At 43.6% G+C, this 17,415-nt stretch carries 15 protein-coding genes and 1 tRNA gene; 9 read left to right on the top strand and 7 right to left on the bottom strand.

Annotated features, from left to right (window positions below):
- Window positions 1-257: 257 nt before the first annotated feature.
- From PSBA01_RS00725 to dinB, 4 genes are all read right to left on the bottom strand, one after another.
- Window positions 258-1,925, bottom strand: coding sequence for a FimV/HubP family polar landmark protein (locus tag PSBA01_RS00725; RefSeq protein WP_186474757.1), 1,668 nt, complete (start codon window positions 1,923-1,925; stop codon window positions 258-260).
- A gap of 51 nt (window positions 1,926-1,976) precedes the next feature.
- Window positions 1,977-3,764, bottom strand: a complete 1,788-nt coding sequence (locus PSBA01_RS00720; RefSeq protein WP_186474756.1) for a FimV family protein — start codon at window positions 3,762-3,764, stop codon at window positions 1,977-1,979.
- Window positions 3,765-3,877: 113 nt separating this feature from the next.
- Window positions 3,878-5,080: a tRNA preQ1(34) S-adenosylmethionine ribosyltransferase-isomerase QueA gene (gene queA, locus PSBA01_RS00715; RefSeq protein ID WP_186474755.1), complete on the bottom strand. Its 1,203-nt coding sequence runs from the start codon at window positions 5,078-5,080 to the stop codon at window positions 3,878-3,880.
- A 177-nt stretch (window positions 5,081-5,257) separates the two neighbouring features.
- Complete coding sequence (dinB, locus tag PSBA01_RS00710; protein ID WP_186474754.1) at window positions 5,258-6,343, bottom strand: DNA polymerase IV; 1,086 nt, start codon at window positions 6,341-6,343, stop codon at window positions 5,258-5,260.
- A gap of 508 nt (window positions 6,344-6,851) precedes the next feature.
- Here dinB and PSBA01_RS00705 point away from each other — a divergent pair.
- The gene (locus tag PSBA01_RS00705; protein ID WP_058023809.1) at window positions 6,852-7,097 is read left to right on the top strand and encodes a hypothetical protein; all 246 of its coding nucleotides are present in this window, start codon (window positions 6,852-6,854) and stop codon (window positions 7,095-7,097) included.
- 76 nt (window positions 7,098-7,173) lie between these two features.
- Here the strand turns inward: PSBA01_RS00705 and PSBA01_RS00700 are convergent.
- Window positions 7,174-7,260, bottom strand: a tRNA-Leu gene (locus tag PSBA01_RS00700).
- Between the two features lie 138 nt (window positions 7,261-7,398).
- Window positions 7,399-8,172, bottom strand: a complete 774-nt coding sequence (locus tag PSBA01_RS00695; RefSeq protein ID WP_186474753.1) for a ferredoxin--NADP reductase — start codon at window positions 8,170-8,172, stop codon at window positions 7,399-7,401.
- A gap of 427 nt (window positions 8,173-8,599) precedes the next feature.
- On the opposite strand from PSBA01_RS00695, the gene tsaA reads away from it, so the two are divergent.
- The 8 genes from tsaA to gspK all read left to right on the top strand — a co-directional run bounded on the left by tsaA (window position 8,600) and on the right by gspK (window position 16,627).
- The gene (tsaA, locus tag PSBA01_RS00690) at window positions 8,600-9,457 is read left to right on the top strand and encodes a tRNA (N6-threonylcarbamoyladenosine(37)-N6)-methyltransferase TrmO (RefSeq protein ID WP_186474752.1); all 858 of its coding nucleotides are present in this window, start codon (window positions 8,600-8,602) and stop codon (window positions 9,455-9,457) included.
- 58 nt (window positions 9,458-9,515) lie between these two features.
- Window positions 9,516-11,303, top strand: a complete 1,788-nt coding sequence (locus PSBA01_RS00685) for a GspE/PulE family protein (protein WP_186474751.1) — start codon at window positions 9,516-9,518, stop codon at window positions 11,301-11,303.
- Window positions 11,304-11,477: 174 nt separating this feature from the next.
- A complete protein-coding gene (locus tag PSBA01_RS00680) occupies window positions 11,478-12,266 on the top strand; it encodes a TatD family hydrolase (RefSeq protein ID WP_071001301.1) in 789 nt (262 codons plus the stop codon).
- 234 nt (window positions 12,267-12,500) lie between these two features.
- Entirely contained in the window at window positions 12,501-13,184 is a 684-nt protein-coding gene (locus tag PSBA01_RS00675) for a TetR/AcrR family transcriptional regulator (protein WP_058023814.1), read from the top strand.
- A 166-nt stretch (window positions 13,185-13,350) separates the two neighbouring features.
- Complete coding sequence (locus PSBA01_RS00670) at window positions 13,351-14,175, top strand: prepilin-type N-terminal cleavage/methylation domain-containing protein (protein WP_186474750.1); 825 nt, start codon at window positions 13,351-13,353, stop codon at window positions 14,173-14,175.
- Complete coding sequence (gene gspI / locus PSBA01_RS00665; protein ID WP_228724603.1) at window positions 14,175-14,678, top strand: type II secretion system minor pseudopilin GspI; 504 nt, start codon at window positions 14,175-14,177, stop codon at window positions 14,676-14,678. Before PSBA01_RS00670 ends, gspI begins: the two co-directional genes overlap by 1 nt.
- A 2-nt stretch (window positions 14,679-14,680) precedes the next feature.
- Complete coding sequence (gene gspJ / locus PSBA01_RS00660; RefSeq protein ID WP_186475387.1) at window positions 14,681-15,532, top strand: type II secretion system minor pseudopilin GspJ; 852 nt, start codon at window positions 14,681-14,683, stop codon at window positions 15,530-15,532.
- A 48-nt stretch (window positions 15,533-15,580) separates the two neighbouring features.
- A complete protein-coding gene (gspK, locus tag PSBA01_RS00655) occupies window positions 15,581-16,627 on the top strand; it encodes a type II secretion system minor pseudopilin GspK (RefSeq protein WP_228724602.1) in 1,047 nt (348 codons plus the stop codon).
- A 21-nt stretch (window positions 16,628-16,648) separates the two neighbouring features.
- On the opposite strand, the gene PSBA01_RS00650 is transcribed toward gspK, so the two are convergent.
- Window positions 16,649-17,329, bottom strand: coding sequence for a TetR family transcriptional regulator (locus PSBA01_RS00650; protein WP_058023818.1), 681 nt, complete (start codon window positions 17,327-17,329; stop codon window positions 16,649-16,651).
- Window positions 17,330-17,415 lie beyond the last annotated feature (86 nt).

The raw sequence follows: 17,415 nt of genomic DNA, 5'->3' as shown, positions 1-17,415 counted from the left end.
AACACAGTAAACAATTATGAAAAAAGAAGCGCCAGAGCGTTTATTAGTGACAGGTTGAGAGGTCAGTAATAGATAGTATAGTCGAACCACTATTAAAGTGTTACAGCGTTAGACTCGTTTAGCCTACTACTGTAGTACTTGCACTCGTCTGCCTTGTACCACTTTTAATATTGATTGACTATATTAGAATTAAATGCAAAAAATCAGCAAGCCTCCGATAATAAGAGATACTTGCTGATAGGCATCTAAACGACTGATTATACTGTGCGCTCAAGTAATAGTTGTGCTTGTTGTTTCTGCTCACTATTACCCTGAGCGATCACTTCATTAAGCAAACGTTTGGCACTGTCATATTCGCCTAATTGTAAATACTGATTGGCTAAATCTAGCGTCACTTGATTGCTATCTAATGATTTTACAAAGTCAAAATCTGCGGCAAAGCGCGATGAAAAATCTTCTGCTGATTCAACCGCTTCATGACTGATAGCTGTTTCAAGTTCTGCTGGTGCAACGGTAGAGGCCGGGGGAGTCGCTACAGAAGGGTCTAATGAAGAGTCAGTTTCTATGATATCGAAGTCATCAGCTATAGGCGTGTCATCATCAAATCTTAACGACGTAACTGGCGTGGTATCTGACGCTTCAAAAGCATCAATGTCGGTGTCATCATTGATCAGTTGTTCTTCAAAACTTAAGTTTGCAACGCTATCATCTTCGAGAGTACTACTATCAGAATCAGCGTTTTCAAAGTCAATATCTTCCAAAACAAAGCCATCAATATCGTTACTTACGTCAGTAGTAGATGGCTCATTAATCGCGAAAGTGTTAACGGCATCAATGTCGTCTGATTCGTCCAGATCGTCTAAAGATAAAGTAAAGTCATCTTCAATGTTTTGGACAGCATTGCTATAAGCTTTTTCTTCATTTTTATTAACAGAAGCATCTTTATCTGCATCGGCTGCTAAATCATCAAAATCTAAGATGAAGTCGTCTTCTAACACTAATGCTTCGCTTTCACTGTCTTGAACATCTGATACGTCAGAATTTTTAATTAAAGTGTTTTCTGCAGGTGATTCAAAATCGAACTCAAAGTCACTAAGGTCGTTGTCTTCTATGACCTCATTATTTTTGATGGTATCAGTATGGTCGCTTGTAGAAATATAAAGGCTATCATCATCTGTGGCCAATGATGTAACAGGAGTCTCATCAGTAGCATTTGACTCATTGAAATCATCTTCTAAGTCACTGAGCGTCAGATCAAAGCTATCGTCTACGTTTTCAGTAGGCTCACTTGAAAACACTGGGCTATCAATAGGTTTGTCTATTACTAAATCGTTATTATCTTCAATAACAGGACGATCAAATATGTCAGCTGTATCATCGGCTTGATTGGTAGTAGATAAAACGAAATCTAGACTATCAAAACCATCGTGATTGTTTTCTGTTGTTGCCTCGTCTGTTACCACTTCTGGTGCGGCTACTGGGCTTTGCTCTCCAATGTATAAATCTTTTAATTCATCAGCAAGCGTAATGGTTTTTGCGTCGTTATGAGTTTTAATGCTGTTATAGACATCATGAAAGTTTTCTGGCTGATCTAGCGTAGCGTATATGCTCAATAGCTTAATAGATAACTGACTGTCATTAGGCTTTTCGTTTAGTCCACGATTGATCGTTTCAATGGCTTTGTCGTAGCGCTGTTGATCCATGAAACGCTGGGCAATCGTAATATGATCGAACTTATTGCTATCATTTTGATTGGTTTGGGCAGCAGGGCCATAATCCGTTTTTGATGCTGGTGCAGCGGTATTTTTTACTGAGCTTACAGGTGGTTGTGCACTTTGTTTTTGTGCTTTATTTTTGCGCAATAAAAAACCAGCGACTAACAGGATAAGCACCAATCCGGCGATGATATATAGCATATTGTCCATAGTTATTTCTACTCCTAAGATCACAGCATATTGCGTTGATCCGTTAGGCAATTATTGATTGCGTAGTTTTTTGAGACGAGCTTGTAGCTCAGCCAGTTTTTGATTTTGTAATTGAAGCTTTTTTGTATAGTTGTCCAGCGCGCTGCTGGTTTTTGACAAGCGCTGAGCTTGTGAGGCAGTCTCTTGTCTTGATGCTTTTAGCGTTGCTAATATATCGGTGCTTAGACCATTGCTTTTATCTGCCGCTGATTTCGCCTGAGTGCCATCTGCATTACCATCATGACCAGGGGCAAGGACAGAAAACTGTGCTTGTGGCAGTTTCTGTGTTTTAGTGGTAGTCGGTTTCTTAGGTACGCTGGCCGCCTGTACTGTCTCAGACGACTTTTTGGGTGCTGTTTGCGCTGACTTTTTTGCCACAGGCGTATTTGCTCTACGACTGTATTGTCTTCGGGCATTAATGGCATCCTCTAAATGTTGCTGTGACGGTATAACATCGTAGCTAGGTAAGCGAAGCTTAGCATCTGCTTTTAGTTGGTCAGCATCTTGATTAATAAAAGCATCAGGGTTCTGTGACTGAATTTGTTTCATTACAGTCGACGTGTCTAGGTTGTTTTCACGTGCGATCTGCTGCGCGATCATCCACAAACTATCATTGCGTTGCACCTGATACTGAGTTGTTGCATTCCTCGTTACTTTATTGCTAGCTGTACTTGGATTATTCATAGTTTTGGATGGTACAGGTGATGCTATATTAGCAGGTATATTACTGCCTTGAGCTGCGGCGATAACACGATTGTCTGAGTCGATTGCACTTTTTGAGTCATCTCTCGCTTTAGGGGTTGTTGCTTTGACAGGTGAGCTTGCCATGAGGTCAGAGTCTGCTTTACTGCTTGGTTGTATTTGGCGCGTCACTTGTATGTTTAGGATATCAAGCTGCTTGTCAGTACTTGGCTTATCTGCCGCAACTACGTTGTTATGAGTGCGCGCCTCAGTACCGCCTTTATCATCAGGTGTCATGGTACCGCTACTACTTGCTACACTTAATCCACTGTTATCCGAAGTGTTCACCGAGCTTTGGCTGTTACCAATAGCAGTTGAATGACCGGTATTATTTTTTATGTCAGCATTGCTGTTTAAGCGACCATTATTGAGACGGCTAGGTGTATAGGTAAGACTGTTGACCTGTGAGATAGCCGTCACTGTTGGCGCCTGAATATTAGGTGCTGGTGATGTAGAAGCCAACAATTCAGTCGCTGATTTGCTTGGTTTTGATAACTTGGGCGAGGATATAGCAGGGGCCGACATCAGTGGCGGCGGCGCGCCTTTTCTGACCGTCAAAGGCATGGCATTACTTACAGAAACGCTAGGCAAATTTGGCTTCTTGGCACCTGTGGCGATATTCTTACCAGTATTGATAGGTACACTATCTTTTAATGGCATCAGTAGCGTTTTTGGTACCATATTTTGCCGACCATTATCATTAATCGCTAAAACGACATCAGCAAAAGGCTTAGACACAGGCTGTGATGTGGTAATAAAAACTTGACCGCTGGTCGCCGAAGTAGGCTGAAAGCGTACCCTCATAGAGTCAGTCGAGGTCAACCCCATTTGCTGGTAAATGGTCGAGTTTGCCAAACTGGCAGAAAAGTCAGCTGATTGAATGTTACTGACGACGATGCTCGCTACTAAAGGCTCATGCTGGGCCGAAGTGACCACCGTCTTACCAATGGTTGCTGCTTGTACGCTCGGCACTAACACGGCGGACCCTACAGAACAAAATAGTGCCATCGATACCGCGCGATGTACAGTAGTCAAGCGACGAGATAGATGACAAGACATGAGCAGCCCTTTAGTATAAATAAGTTGTCTTTGCTGTTATAACAAAATACCGTTTAGTTTACCAGTTTATTTCACAACTGTTGTGTCCAATGCACAAAGTGTCTTTGTAGTGTTCACTGAGCTTTTTTATCTAGTAGCATGGCATCGCCATAACTAAAGAATCGATACTGTTTTTCGATAGCATGTTGATAGGCGTGTTCAATAGATGCCTTACCTGCGAATGCTGATACTAGCATTAGTAGTGTCGATTTAGGTAAGTGGAAATTGGTCAATAACCGATCGATAACGCCGAATTTGAACCCAGGGTAAATAAATATATCTGTATCGCCTGACCAACTAGAAAGTGCCTGACCGTCAATGGCAGTCTGTTGATATGCTGTCTCAAGAACCCGTGTCACTGTGGTACCAATCGCAATAACCTTTTTACCATTCGCGTGCGTTTGATTGATGAGGTCTGCCGTGGCCTGCGGCAAATGCGCGTATTCACTATGCATGGTGTGATTGAGCAGATTGTCTGTTTTGACGGGAGCAAAAGTACCCGCCCCAACGTGCAATGTGACAAAAGCGGTGTTGATACCTTTCTCGTCAAGCTTGCTCAGTACGGATTCATCGAAGTGTAAGCTTGCCGTTGGTGCAGCCACGCTAGCGAGCTTGGCAGGATCATGAAAAACGGTTTGATAACGAGTGTTGTCAGTGTCATCAGCATGGCGCTCAAAGTAGGGCGGGATAGGCAGTTCACCATAAAGCTCTAGATGCGGCAATATCGGCGCATCAAACGCCAAAATGAATAAGTTGTCTTGGCGACCAATCATCGTAGCGCTCATATGACCATCGGCAAGTTGTAAGCGTTGACCAAGCTTGAGCGCTTTGCTGGCTTTTACATGGCAAAGGGCAATATGCTCTTGATTAACTGCTTCATCATTGGTGTCTTTTAGATGCAGTGGCACTTCATCCAAGTCCGAGATACCAACTAGGCGTTCAATCAGTACTTCAAGTTTACCGCCAGTATCCTTTTGACCAAATAAGCGTGCTTTCATCACCTTGGTATCATTAAAGACAATCAGATCTCCAGCCTCTAATAAGTGAGGCAACTCAGAAAACAAACGATCTTCTACACGAGTGTCATTTATTTGAGTACGAGCTGGCAAGTATAGAAGTTTTGAAGCAGAGCGCTGCGCTAATGGGTAGCGTGCAATCAGACTGTCTGGCAGCTCATAGTCATAATCTTCAACGCTCAGATAATCTAAGACGTCGTTGTTTTTGTCGGTATCAGTTGGCGCGTCAGTATCAGCAGAGTCAATGTGAAAGTCGGTCATAATCAGTCTTTAAATGGATAGGGATTTCGGCATAATTGTAGCAGAAATACCTTTGTGAGAGGATACTTTGCTCAGCAGTAATCATGTATAAGATATGCTTCAAACCTATAAATAGCCTAAGTAAATATTATAGGCTATGTCAACTTACAGAGAAGTTTTTATCAGTTGTAGACTAATTTATTCGAATAGATTTAGTTGAGGCAGTAACTGAGCGGCAGGTGCTAACGAAGAAAAAGTCACGCCAACTAGCCGAATAGGCAGCTGGCGTGGAATATCCAAGAATAGCTTGTCTAGCCAATAATGTGCAGACTCAGCGCTATCAAACGTCGTAGAAAGCGTGTGTGAGCGAGTGATTTGAGTAAAGTCTGAATATTTGATTTTTAGAGTAATGGTATGAGCGACTAACTGCTTTTGGTGCATTTGATTAAAGGCATCGGCGTTTTGCTCATATATTTGGGTGAGTAGCGCGTCATCATCATTTAGATTATTTTTGAATGTGGTCTCTGAACCAACAGACTTGTGCGTGCGTTCAGACTTTACAGGGCGCGCATCGCGGCCATGAGCAATATCATGATAAAACTGACCACGTTTACCAAATTCTTGTACCAATACGGCAGCTGGTGTACGCCGAAGATCAGCGCCATTACTCACACCCATCGCATGTAAGCGCTTTGCCGTTGCTTTGCCTATGCCATGAAACCGCTCAATGGGTAGCGTGCTAATAAAGTGATCTGCCTCTTTTGGCGTGATGATGGCTGTACCGTTAGGCTTATTGATGTCAGAGGCAATCTTGGCGAGCATTTTATTAAATGACACGCCAGCAGAAGCAGTCAATCCTGTATATTCCAATATCTGCGCACGTAACCAATTGGCCATCAATGTCGCTGAGCCTTTGTGTACAGATAACCCTGTGACATCAAGATACGCTTCATCTAATGATAGCGGCTCCACATGGGGCGTTAAACTATGCATAATGCGGCGAATATCACTACTGACCGCTCGATAAACCTCGAAACGCGGTCTTACAAATATCACTTCTGGGCAACGTTTGCGAGCTTCATAGCATGACATTGCAGAGCGTACACCGAATTGACGCACCTCATAACTGGCAGCGGCAACCACACCTCGACCATTAGGATCGCCACCAACCACCAATGGCTTACCACGTAGTTCAGGAAAGTCACGTTGCTCCACACTGGCATAAAAAGCATCCATATCGATATGAATGATTTTACGGGAGTTCAATTGAGTAGAGTCTGTCATATTCAGTATTTTACCTGAATTAATGGCTTTTTCTATTATCAATTGTTAGAGACCAAAGTAGCTTTTCCGTAAATTTTTGACTAAACCGCAATAATATTTAACTATTGATATATATTGGTAATTAAATATATTGTAATGTTATGTACAGCAAACAAGACAACTTTATAAACCTTATGCTAATGTTAGCGAACAGTTGTTTTCTATCAGCATCTTTTATTAAGAGGTTTGGTAAGTTATTTTATTTTAATAAACCGTCTATCTTAATAGAGCTGCCATTCATCGTAAATTTGATGGACATCTATTATAGTTGGCAGATTAAAGTTTTAAACTATAAGTATTCACAGTAATAGGCACGGTAACAAGAGTAGTTAACGCCTCATATATTTTTAGTACTGTAAAAAGACGTTGTTTGTAGCGCTCATACCAAACTTGTGCATTGAGTACTGGTAGATTAGCTCTTTAAAAAAATATCGTTGCTAGAGAGTTCAGAACGACCAAGGAGCAGAAAATGAATAACGAATTGAAAGGGAGTGATTTAACACGGGCAATGCTAGCACGCGGCGAAAAACGAATATGGTGTGCAGTTTGCGATGACAGCGACGAGCAAGCTATGATGGATCATTGTGGTAATGACTTTACCGCGTATATTGTGTCGTTTCGTAATGGGTCTTTTTATTGCAGTGCTGGCATGCCATGGAGCTATGCCGTACCGATTAAGATAAGTGTTGTTAGAGAATCTGAAGTAGCGATGTAAACAAAGAATATCACAGATATAAAAGTAACAGACACAAAAAAACCTCCGAAAAGGGAGGTTAGATTGTACTGCTATATGGTACCAGTGGTCGGACTCGAACCGACACGCTTTTAAAGGCAACGGATTTTGAATCCGTCATGTCTACCAATTCCATCACACTGGCATGTTAGAAGATAATGTCTATTAAATAAATACTATCGAATTGGGTTACAGGGTTAACTCTGTATAGGCTGCGTATTATAGCAGCCTATTTTTGATCGTCAAGACTTATTTAAAATAATTTTCGATCAATTCAACATTTTTAACCTACAAAAGCCCGTTCAACTGCGTAATCTGCTTGCACACCCATGCGCGGTGAAACGGTTAGGCCAAAATCATCCAAAATGGCTGACACTTCGGCGTTGAATGGCATGCTGCCACATAACATGACGCGGTCGTCGTCTTTATTCATTGGAGGCAAACCGATGTCTTCGAATAATTTACCTGATTTCATCAAGTCTGTGACTCGGCCTTGGTTTCTAAACTCTTCACGAGTGACAGTCGGGTAGTAGATGAACTTTTCGCGGAACCATTCACCAAAGATTTCATCATTAGGCAGCTCATTTTCGAACATATCGCGATAAGCCAAATCATCAACGTGGCGGACACCATGAACCAAAATAACTTTGTCAAAACGCTCATATACTTCAGGGTCACGTGCCAATGCCAAGAAAGGGGCAAGTCCGGTACCTGTTGAGAGCATGTATAAATGTTTGCCAGGTAATAAATCATCTAATACCAACGTACCTGTTGGTTTTTTGCTGACCAATAGCTCATCGCCGACTTTGATGTGCTGCAAACGTGAGGTTAAAGGGCCGTCTTGAACTTTGATGGAGAAAAACTCTAAATGCTCTTCGTAGTTAGGACTAGCAATCGAGTAAGCACGTAGCAGTGGTCTACCATCGACAACAAGACCAATCATCGCAAATTCGCCATTACGAAAGCGTAGGCCATCGTCACGAGTGGTTTTGATACTAAATAGAGAGTCATTCCAATGATGAACCTCTGTGACCGTTTCGGTGCGAAGTTTTGACATAAAGTCCTCGTTAATTAATAAGTGGTTATCGCTGTCGTTAGGCTTAAATACGTATTAAATCAAAATTTTCAATGATAGATTAAAAAATATAAAAACCTATCAGTATTCTAATAGTTATCGAAAAAGCTGAATGTTAAAACGTACCTACCGTAAAATTCAATAATCAGGTTTATCTATCAGCCGATAGGGCTGTAGACTATTTTTTGTGCATGTTAAATCATCAGTATTGATAAGAGGAGTTACAGATAAGCCAAATGTAAAAGACTCTCATCAAAAAATTTCTTGCACATGATATCAAACTTTAAAGTAAAAATCCGTCTAGCTGCTACCCACCAGCATGATAAAATGGAATATCGTTAGTGAGTAATTTTGTATCATTTGGCCAAATTGTCTAAAAAGAACCGTTTTTTATTACTGGAGCCGCGCTATGTCTGATGACAATATGTCTTTAGATAACTCTCACCACGCCCCAATCATTGGCTACCATCGTGCGCCGCTTTCACAAAAATTTGGGGCGCCGCGTCAGCCGAATTTGGTCGCGCTGATCAGTGCCATTGAAATGCTAGCGCCCTACGATACGCCAGCCGCGTTTGAGGGTTTAGAAGACTTTAGCCATATATGGATCAGTTGGCAGTTTCATCATAATTATCGAGATAAAGACAATCAACAAGCCAATAATGGCTTTCGAGCGCAAGTGCGGCCACCAAGATTGGGTGGCAACCAAAAGATAGGCGTATTTGCCAGTCGCAGTATGTATCGTCCATCAGAGCTGGGACTGTCCGTTGTCAAACTTGAGCGTATTGAGATAGTACAAGGTCGCGTACTACTTATCATCAAGGGTGCTGATATGATAGATGGCACGCCAATTATCGATATAAAGCCGTACGTAGCTTATAGCGACGTGCTTCTAGATGCAAAAAGTGGATTTGCACCGATTGCGCCAATATTGCTAGATGTGGTCATAACAGAGGCGGCTTACGAACAATTTATGCTGCTAGCAAGCGTAGCAGAGCCTGCTGAAGTCAGTAATAATGATGCAAGCCATAGCTCTATAAAGAGTGTGCCGAAAAGTGCTACAGTTGCTTCGATGGTCGAGCACATACAAAGTCAATTGCTAATCTCTGATATCGATGCTATCAAAGCGCTAATTGCGCAAGATCCAAGGCCTGCATACCGCCGCAGAGAGAAAAAAACCTCATTTATCATGCGCTATAAGTCTGTTGATGTGAGCTTTTGGCTGATAGACTCAGGACAGTTGCAAATAACAGCGGTAGTGGCAATATAAGTGATATGAATCGATAGCATGTTTGTCAACGTACCCCAAACAATAAAAGAAGAAAAATATGGCTGCTCAGAATTATTCGATAGTGATTGATTTACGCTGGTGCCTAGATGAATTATTGGCAGATAAAGTCATCGATCAACGTGGCTATAATTTGGTAATCACCAGCCGCCGAAACAAAGCGCAGCATCCATTGCTGACGATTAGTGAGTTTGGCTTGCCCAATGGCCATGCCCTAGATGGTAACTCTGATAATAAGTTGACGCTGGCATGGCTAAATCAGTGGCTAGCGGCCAAAGCAGACATGCCACTCGTTCGTATTGATCCATTAAAAGTTGACGTCCCGGCAGTGACGCAGCTGATGTCTTTTGAATATGCACGCTCACAGTATATTTTGCCCATTGAGGTCACTTTAGATGAAGTGGTCATCGGGACAGATCAACCTTTTCATACTGATTGGCACTCAAATATCGAAAAGCTAATCAAGTCAAAAAGCTATCGCACGGTCTATATCAATCCTGAGCAAATCAATCGCTACCGCCAAGAGTTCTATCAAGTCACGCAAGCAATAGCAGGGGCAAATAGTGTTCACAAACGTGCTGCGGCTGATGTTACTAATGTCGAAGCATTGCTGCAATTGGGTGACAACACCAACCCTGATGCCAATGACCAGCATATCGTCAGAGTCGTTGATTGGCTCTTACAATATGCTTTTGAGCAGCGTGCCAGTGATATCCATTTGGAGCCGCGCCGTGAGACGGGCAAAGTGCGCTTTCGTATTGATGGCGTGCTGCATACTGTGTACGAGATGCCACTCGCGATTATCGTGGCAGTGACGGCACGTATCAAAATCTTAGGGCGTCTGAACGTTGCAGAAAAACGTAAGCCGCAAGATGGTCGACTAAAAACGCGTACGCCGAAAGGGCTAGAGACTGAGCTACGTCTCTCTACCATGCCCACTGCCTTTGGTGAAAAGCTGGTCATGCGAGTCTTTGACCCTGAAGTGCTCGTTCGCTCGTTCGCGCAGCTTGGTCTGTCGGGTAAGCAGCTTGAGACGTGGCATGAGCTGACCGCAAATCCCAACGGCATTATTTTGGTCACGGGCCCAACCGGATCAGGTAAAACCACCACCCTTTATAGCACGCTCAAGCAGCTAGCCACTGAGCAAGTAAATGTTTGTACGATTGAAGACCCCATTGAGATGATCGAGCCTGCCTTTAACCAAATGCAGGTCAATCCAGGTGTCGATTTGTACTTTGCGGATGGTATTCGCTCCCTGATGCGTCAAGATCCTGACATCATTATGGTTGGGGAGATACGGGATGCAGAAACAGCAAATATGGCAGTACAAGCCTCACTGACGGGGCATTTGGTGCTCTCGACCTTGCATACCAATGACGCACCAAGTTCTATTACGCGCTTGCACGATCTGGGCATTCAGCCTTTTTTGACCTCAGCGACTATATTAGGGGTCATGGCACAGCGCCTGTTACGGACGCTATGTCCGCACTGCAAACAAGCTGTGGACGTCACCGTAGATAGTGAGAGTGCCATCCAATGGCAAGAGCTTGTTCAGCCTTGGCGCGCGCCAGTACCCACACAGATTTATACCGCGCAAGGCTGCGAGCACTGTCGACATACTGGTTATCAAGGACGAGTCGGACTCTATGAGATTATGCCGCTCTCTAATGAGTTAAAAAAATTGGTCGCTGCCGATGCCAATTTAGACGTACTTAAGCAACAGGCATACCGCGAAGGGGTGCAACCCTTACGTGTCTCTGGTGCAAAACGCGTGAGTGAAGGGGTGACGACGATAGAAGAGGTGATGCGTGTGGTGCCGCTACATTAGTATGAAATATTTACAAACCAGATTATCAACAATAGCCACACCTAAATATTGCTGTGTTTGACTATAGCGATATTTTCTCGACTTGAAAATATAAGTCTTTAGAGCAATCAATACACTAACGAATGTTAAATTCCAATAACTTTTACTGATACTGTTCCAATAACGAGATTATTTATGTTTACAGATACGCATTGCCATCTTAACCGCTTAGATCTAACCAAATATGATGGCCAACTGGCTGGCGCGATTGACGCCATGAAAACGGCTAATGTCACTCGCGCGATGGCGATCATGTGTGATTTTGCTGAATATGATGAGATTGCTGATATTGTCAGCACTTATAATGATGAGACTTTAAACCTAGGGATGAGCGTCGGTATTCATCCTTGTGAAGACATTGGTATATTACAATCAGCGACAGTCGAGCGTCTGATAGAAACGGCCAAAGCGGATCATGTGTGGGCAATTGGAGAGACAGGACTCGATTATTACTGGTCAACAGAAAACAAAAAAGCGCAGCAAGCCAGCCTTGCGCGTCATATTCATGCCAGTCAGCAACTAAAAAAGCCACTCGTCATCCATATGCGTGATGCCAAAGAAGACACGATTGATATTCTAAAAAGTGAAGGTGCGGAGCATGGCATCATTCATTGTTTTACTGAAGATTGGGAGACGGCGAAGCGTGCGCTAGATCTAGGGTTTTATATCTCATTCTCAGGTATCGTGAGCTTTAAGAGCGCGCAAGACATCAAGGATGCAGCTCAAAAAATGCCGAGAGACAGAATACTCATTGAAACTGACAGTCCATACTTGGCGCCAGTCCCCAAACGCGGTAGACCAAACGAGCCTGCATATGTTCCCTACGTGGCAAACTGTATCGCAGACATGTATGGATGTAGTAGCGAGGAAGTCGGTGCACTGACGGCAAAAAACTTTGAAAATTTACTAGCACAGTATCATTAAAATGGTTATGCTATGACCACTCAGTCATTTATTTGATAGTCTTGTGGTTCAATCCCCTTAGGTATGTATCACACTAAATATAGCCACCTGATTATCAATGACTATTTAGCAAACATAAGCATATTCCCTTTTGTGGTCCTCGAGCAGTCTTGGTACAGTCCCATACTTTCATTGCCGATGTACTGCCGTAAATGATGGTTGTATGCTTAATCTTGTCATGTTTTAGGAGAGATTATGAGTCGTCAGCATCAGTTTAAGGCACGAGAAGAAAATATCTTAGCGATGGCAGAGCAATTGCTACTTGAGTCAGGCGATGGTGATATTACTTTGGACAGTTTGGCCGATCAGCTCGACTTGGCTAAAGGCACGCTATATAAGCATTTTTCTAGCAAAGATGAGCTTTATCTGCGTATTATTATCCGCTACGAAGAGCAGCTATTTGATATCAACCGTATTGATGACTGCCCATCGGCAGGCGTTGCCCGCATGATTTTTCAGCAGCTATTTAATCCGCAAAAAGCCATGCTATTGAATCAAATCGAAGAGCGTCTGGCAGCATCGGTCACTGGTCTGAATCGCTTATTTGGCGAGTTGTATGATATTCGTCGCCAGCGTATGAAGCGCTTGATTGATATTATCAGTGCTTATCTGAAAGACGAGCATAGTAGTCTGAGTACTCGCGATTATTTATCTTCTATTTGGGCGATGGGTCAAGGCGGTGCGGGTCTACTAAACTCAAGCTTTTATCAGCGTTATTTGGGTCGACGTGATACCTTGCGCTACGCCTTTGTTCAGCAAATGTTAGAATTGCCGAGTCATTATCCTGCCGAAGATGAAGAGGTGATGGATGAGGATATGCAAGAGTTGGTCGAGCAAATCGATACAGAATCAGAAGAGCATCGCAATACCAATTATTAGAATGTCGACTGATTTTCGATGTCATTGATTATTTAGTGTTACGTGTTGTCATACCTGATATGGCAGCACGTCAAAATCTATCTTTCAATGTATCTTTCTTAGCGTTCATAAAAATGAACGTTATCACCCTATATACAAAACTGAATTATAGGCTTATAGGTGCAATATGCCGGTCACTGTCAAGACTCAGTCCAGCTCAGCGGCCAACTGCCCTTTAGCCATCGTCGGTCAAACGCCTTGTCCAAATCGCTTTGGTATTTTAGCTACATCGTCTGATTGTAGTTGTCTCTCTCTATCAAGTAATGCATGTCCCTCACAACATACCTCATCAATAAGCAGTCATAAGCAAAGTGGTTTTACGCTGGTTGAAATCGTGGTAGTGGTGGTGATTCTATCTATATTTGCCGGCATGATGAGTCTGTCTGTCGGCAGTAGTGACTCTCGCAAAAACCGTGCATTTTATGAACACTTCACTGATTCACTGAGCTACGTCCGTTTGCTATCAGTTGAGCGTATGCAGCCGATGGGCTTACGTTTGCAGGCAGATAAGCAGGGACAGGTAGCGCCTGTAATCGTTACCTTATCGAATCCTTATATTGCCTATCAAACGGCTGATATTTCAGTAGGTAACAGGGACAGCCAGCCAAAGAACGCAATGGAGCTGTCTGCTGATTTGAGCAGTCTGTCAGACGCTACTGGAGAGACGCAGCCAACACCAAGCTGGGAGGTTGAATCAGAGGTTAGCCTGCCTGAGCTGCCCGCTGGCGTGAGTATCAGAGTGCAGAGCTTGGATGCTAGTAATTCAACGAGTACAGGACAGACGCAAACGCTACAGCCTTGGTTTAGTGATCAAAGCGTGCCGCAGGTATTATGGTTTGGTACGGGCCAAGCGACGCCTGTCACCATCGAAGTAATTCACGATTCGCGTCTGGTGGGTGAGGTGATTACGATAATGCCCGATGGTAGTATGATGATAGGGCAGGGATTATAGTGAATAAGTTGTCCAAATATTCTGCGACGAAGGCTCAGCCTACGTCTCTCAAATCTATATCACTTAAGTCTGGGCGCGAGAGTGGTTTTACCTTGATTGAGGTAATGGTTGCCTTAGCCATTCTGGCAGTAGTGGCCGTCGCGGCGAGCCGTGCTAGCAGTGCGTATTTGAAATCGGTTGATATATTGCGCACCCGCACGCTTGCTCATTTTGTTGCACAAAATGCCGCTGTTGATTTGCGTATTCAAGACACATGGTTGACTGCCAACCGTACCCAAACGATTAATGCTCAAGGGCGTGACTGGCAAATAGTCATGACTGTCGGTGATGCCATCACACCTGCACTAAAACAAATAAATATCGCAGTGGCGCCTATCATAGACGGACAGGCAGGCACGTCGGTCACTGATATTAGTGTCATGCTAAGCAATGCCGACCAAGATACGAGCAGTTTAGATTTAAGTAGTGAAAGTATTATCGGACAAGCAGGGGGCGGCTTGTGAGTATGAAACTACAGCGCGGGTTTACGCTGCTTGAGCTGATGGTTGCTATGGCGATATTTGCCATGTTGGCAGTCGCAGGCTGGCAAGTATTTGACAGTGTCAGCCGCGCCCGCGAGCGCGCACAACGTCATGCGGATAATTTGGCCGTACTACAGTATGCCTATCTACAACTACAGCAAGACATGGCACAAGTGATTCCTTATCAAGCGCTTAATACTCAAAATAATAGTACGCCAACTAACAGTACAAACGACAGTACAAGTAATAGTAACCAAGCAGGCGAGCAAAAAAATGAGATAGCACCTGAGCCTTTTATGAGGGTAGATGGTGAACATATCAGCTTTGTACGCTTTGCTGATCCTGATCCACGTTATCAAAGCAGCACTAGTCTCCAGCATATTGAATATATTTTTGCAGATGAGCGCCTGATACGTCGTCAATATACCAGTCTTGAAGATGGGCGCGATAGCGTCAGTTTAGACAGTGTGTTATTAGAAGGTGTTACTGCTGGGCGTTGGCAAGCCTATTTGCCAGAGCTTAGCACCAAATTTCCAAGCGATGACGTCAATAATAGTAGCAATACAAATATAGCATTGGGGCAAGCAGCGGGTGCTAATCCCGATGTTGTTTTGCTACCGAAAGGAATTGCCGTCAACTTTACTTATCAAGACATGCCTATCACTTGGCAGTGGGCCCTAGCGCCACAACCAATACCCCGTAGTAGCGCAAAGGCTGCTAATAGCAACGATAGTAATGATGATAATAGCAGCGACAATAATAATGGTAGTGATAGTAATAGTAATAACAGTAATAGCAGTAATACAGATAATAGCAGTGTGGGAAACAGTAATTGAGAAGGTAGTATTTAACATGCATCACTTGCTCAGCAACATAAGCTCTCTATGACAATGAAAGCAAACTCTCAGCGCGGTGTGGCGCTGCTTACTATCTTACTATTGGTGGTGAGTATCACGGTGGTGGCAGGCGCGATGCTTGCTAACCAAAAAGTTGCGATTAGGCGCAGCGGATTATTGTTTGATCAAAATCAGCTATTGCAAGATATCGATGCCGGTCAGCAGTTAGCAGTGACGATGATTCGTGCTGATAGCAAACTCAACGACACCGATAGTGAGCAAGATATCTGGGCACAGCCGATACCGCCGTACACATTAGCAAACCATAGTGTCAGCATCGAGCTGCGTGATGAGGCGGGTCGTTTTAATATCAATAACTTGTACCAAGGTGGTACGGTTGATACTGCTGCGCTAGAAGTGTTCCAACGTCTCTTAACACAGTTGAATTTAGAACCAGATATTGCTATTGCCGTCCTCGATTGGCAAGATACGGACAGTGAAGTTTATCTAGATGGCGGTGATGAAAGTGCGGTATATACCCAGCAACTAAACCGTTCAGTAGATGGCGCACTACCAAACCAGCCTTTTGTTAGCGTTGATCAGTTACAAGAGGTTCGGGGGGTGAGTGCAGAGGTGTTAGCGACACTACGACCTTATCTGACGGCTGTTCCTTATTATTTACCTATCAATATTAATACTGCGAGCCCCGCATTGCTTGCCGCACTGATCGATGGTGCCACCAGTCAGCAGATGCAGGGGATAGTCGACACGCGCAGTAAGCAAGTGCTCACATCTATCGATGAGCTATGGCAACTGCCAATTTTGAGTGGCTTAGATGAAAAGCAGCGGGCAGCATTGACGCCTTTGTTGGCAGTTGATAGCCAAGCCTTTATGGCGCTTATTACCGCGAGTGATAATGCAACTGTTGGTCAGGCAAGACAGCGCTTTGCCACTGTCTTGATTGGTAAAAACGCAGCGAACGACAGTCAAGCCACAAATGACACTAGTAGTAACAGCAGCGATGTCACTAGCGAAAAGCCCAAGGAAGTCAAAGTAGTCACGCAGCGACTATGGGCGTTTCGTCCTAGCTTTTGATGAATGGTGGTGCGCTTTTTATTAATCTCTTAAGCGAGTCTCTTCACTAGATTTCCAGTTGTAAGCACCATAAAATAGCATCTGCGCTTGGCGAGTGCAGTTATGTAGCATCAACTGTTTATTTTCTTCGATGACGTTTAGATCGATTTCGTCATCGTGATCTTCAGTGTAGGTCAATTCTAACCAGTCGATAATCCAAGAAAAGAACATATTTACGCCAGCCTCAGCCAATAGACGACGGTCATAATCATTGATATGGGTAAATGCTGGCTGTAATGCCAGATCATCTGCCAAACTTTGGGCATGTTTTTTAACCAGTTCATTGATGGCTTTTCGCACAGATTCTGAGCCACCGTAGCGCTCACTGACCAAAAACTGCCAGTAGTAAGGCTGATCGCTGACCATATATAAGAACAACTGAATGCTTTTGGCTATCTGACGATCAAAGCTACGCTTGCGCCCAATTTGTAGGCTATCGCTGAGTGTGGCGAGCGTACCACCCAACTCTTCGATGACCAAGGCGCGACCGAGCGACTCCATATCATCAAAATGGCGATAAAACGCAGTCGGCACAACGCCAACCTCACGCGTGACTTGTCTGAGACTGATAGAGCTAAAAGACTGCCCTGTCATACATAGATCGAGTACGGCATTAAAAAAAGCGTGCCGAGTTTGAAGTTTTTTTTGTTCGCGACTGCTCATAATATTTCAAAATTATCCGATAGAGGTTTATCATACTCATTTCAGCGCACAAATACGACCAAAATGCACAATTCGTGCTAATTTAC

Source organism: Psychrobacter sp. KCTC 72983, assembly GCF_014280455.1.
Lineage (GTDB): Bacteria > Pseudomonadota > Gammaproteobacteria > Pseudomonadales > Moraxellaceae > Psychrobacter > Psychrobacter pacificensis.
Note: the sequence above shows the minus strand (reverse complement) of the source record. Positions and strands in the feature narration are given on the sequence as shown.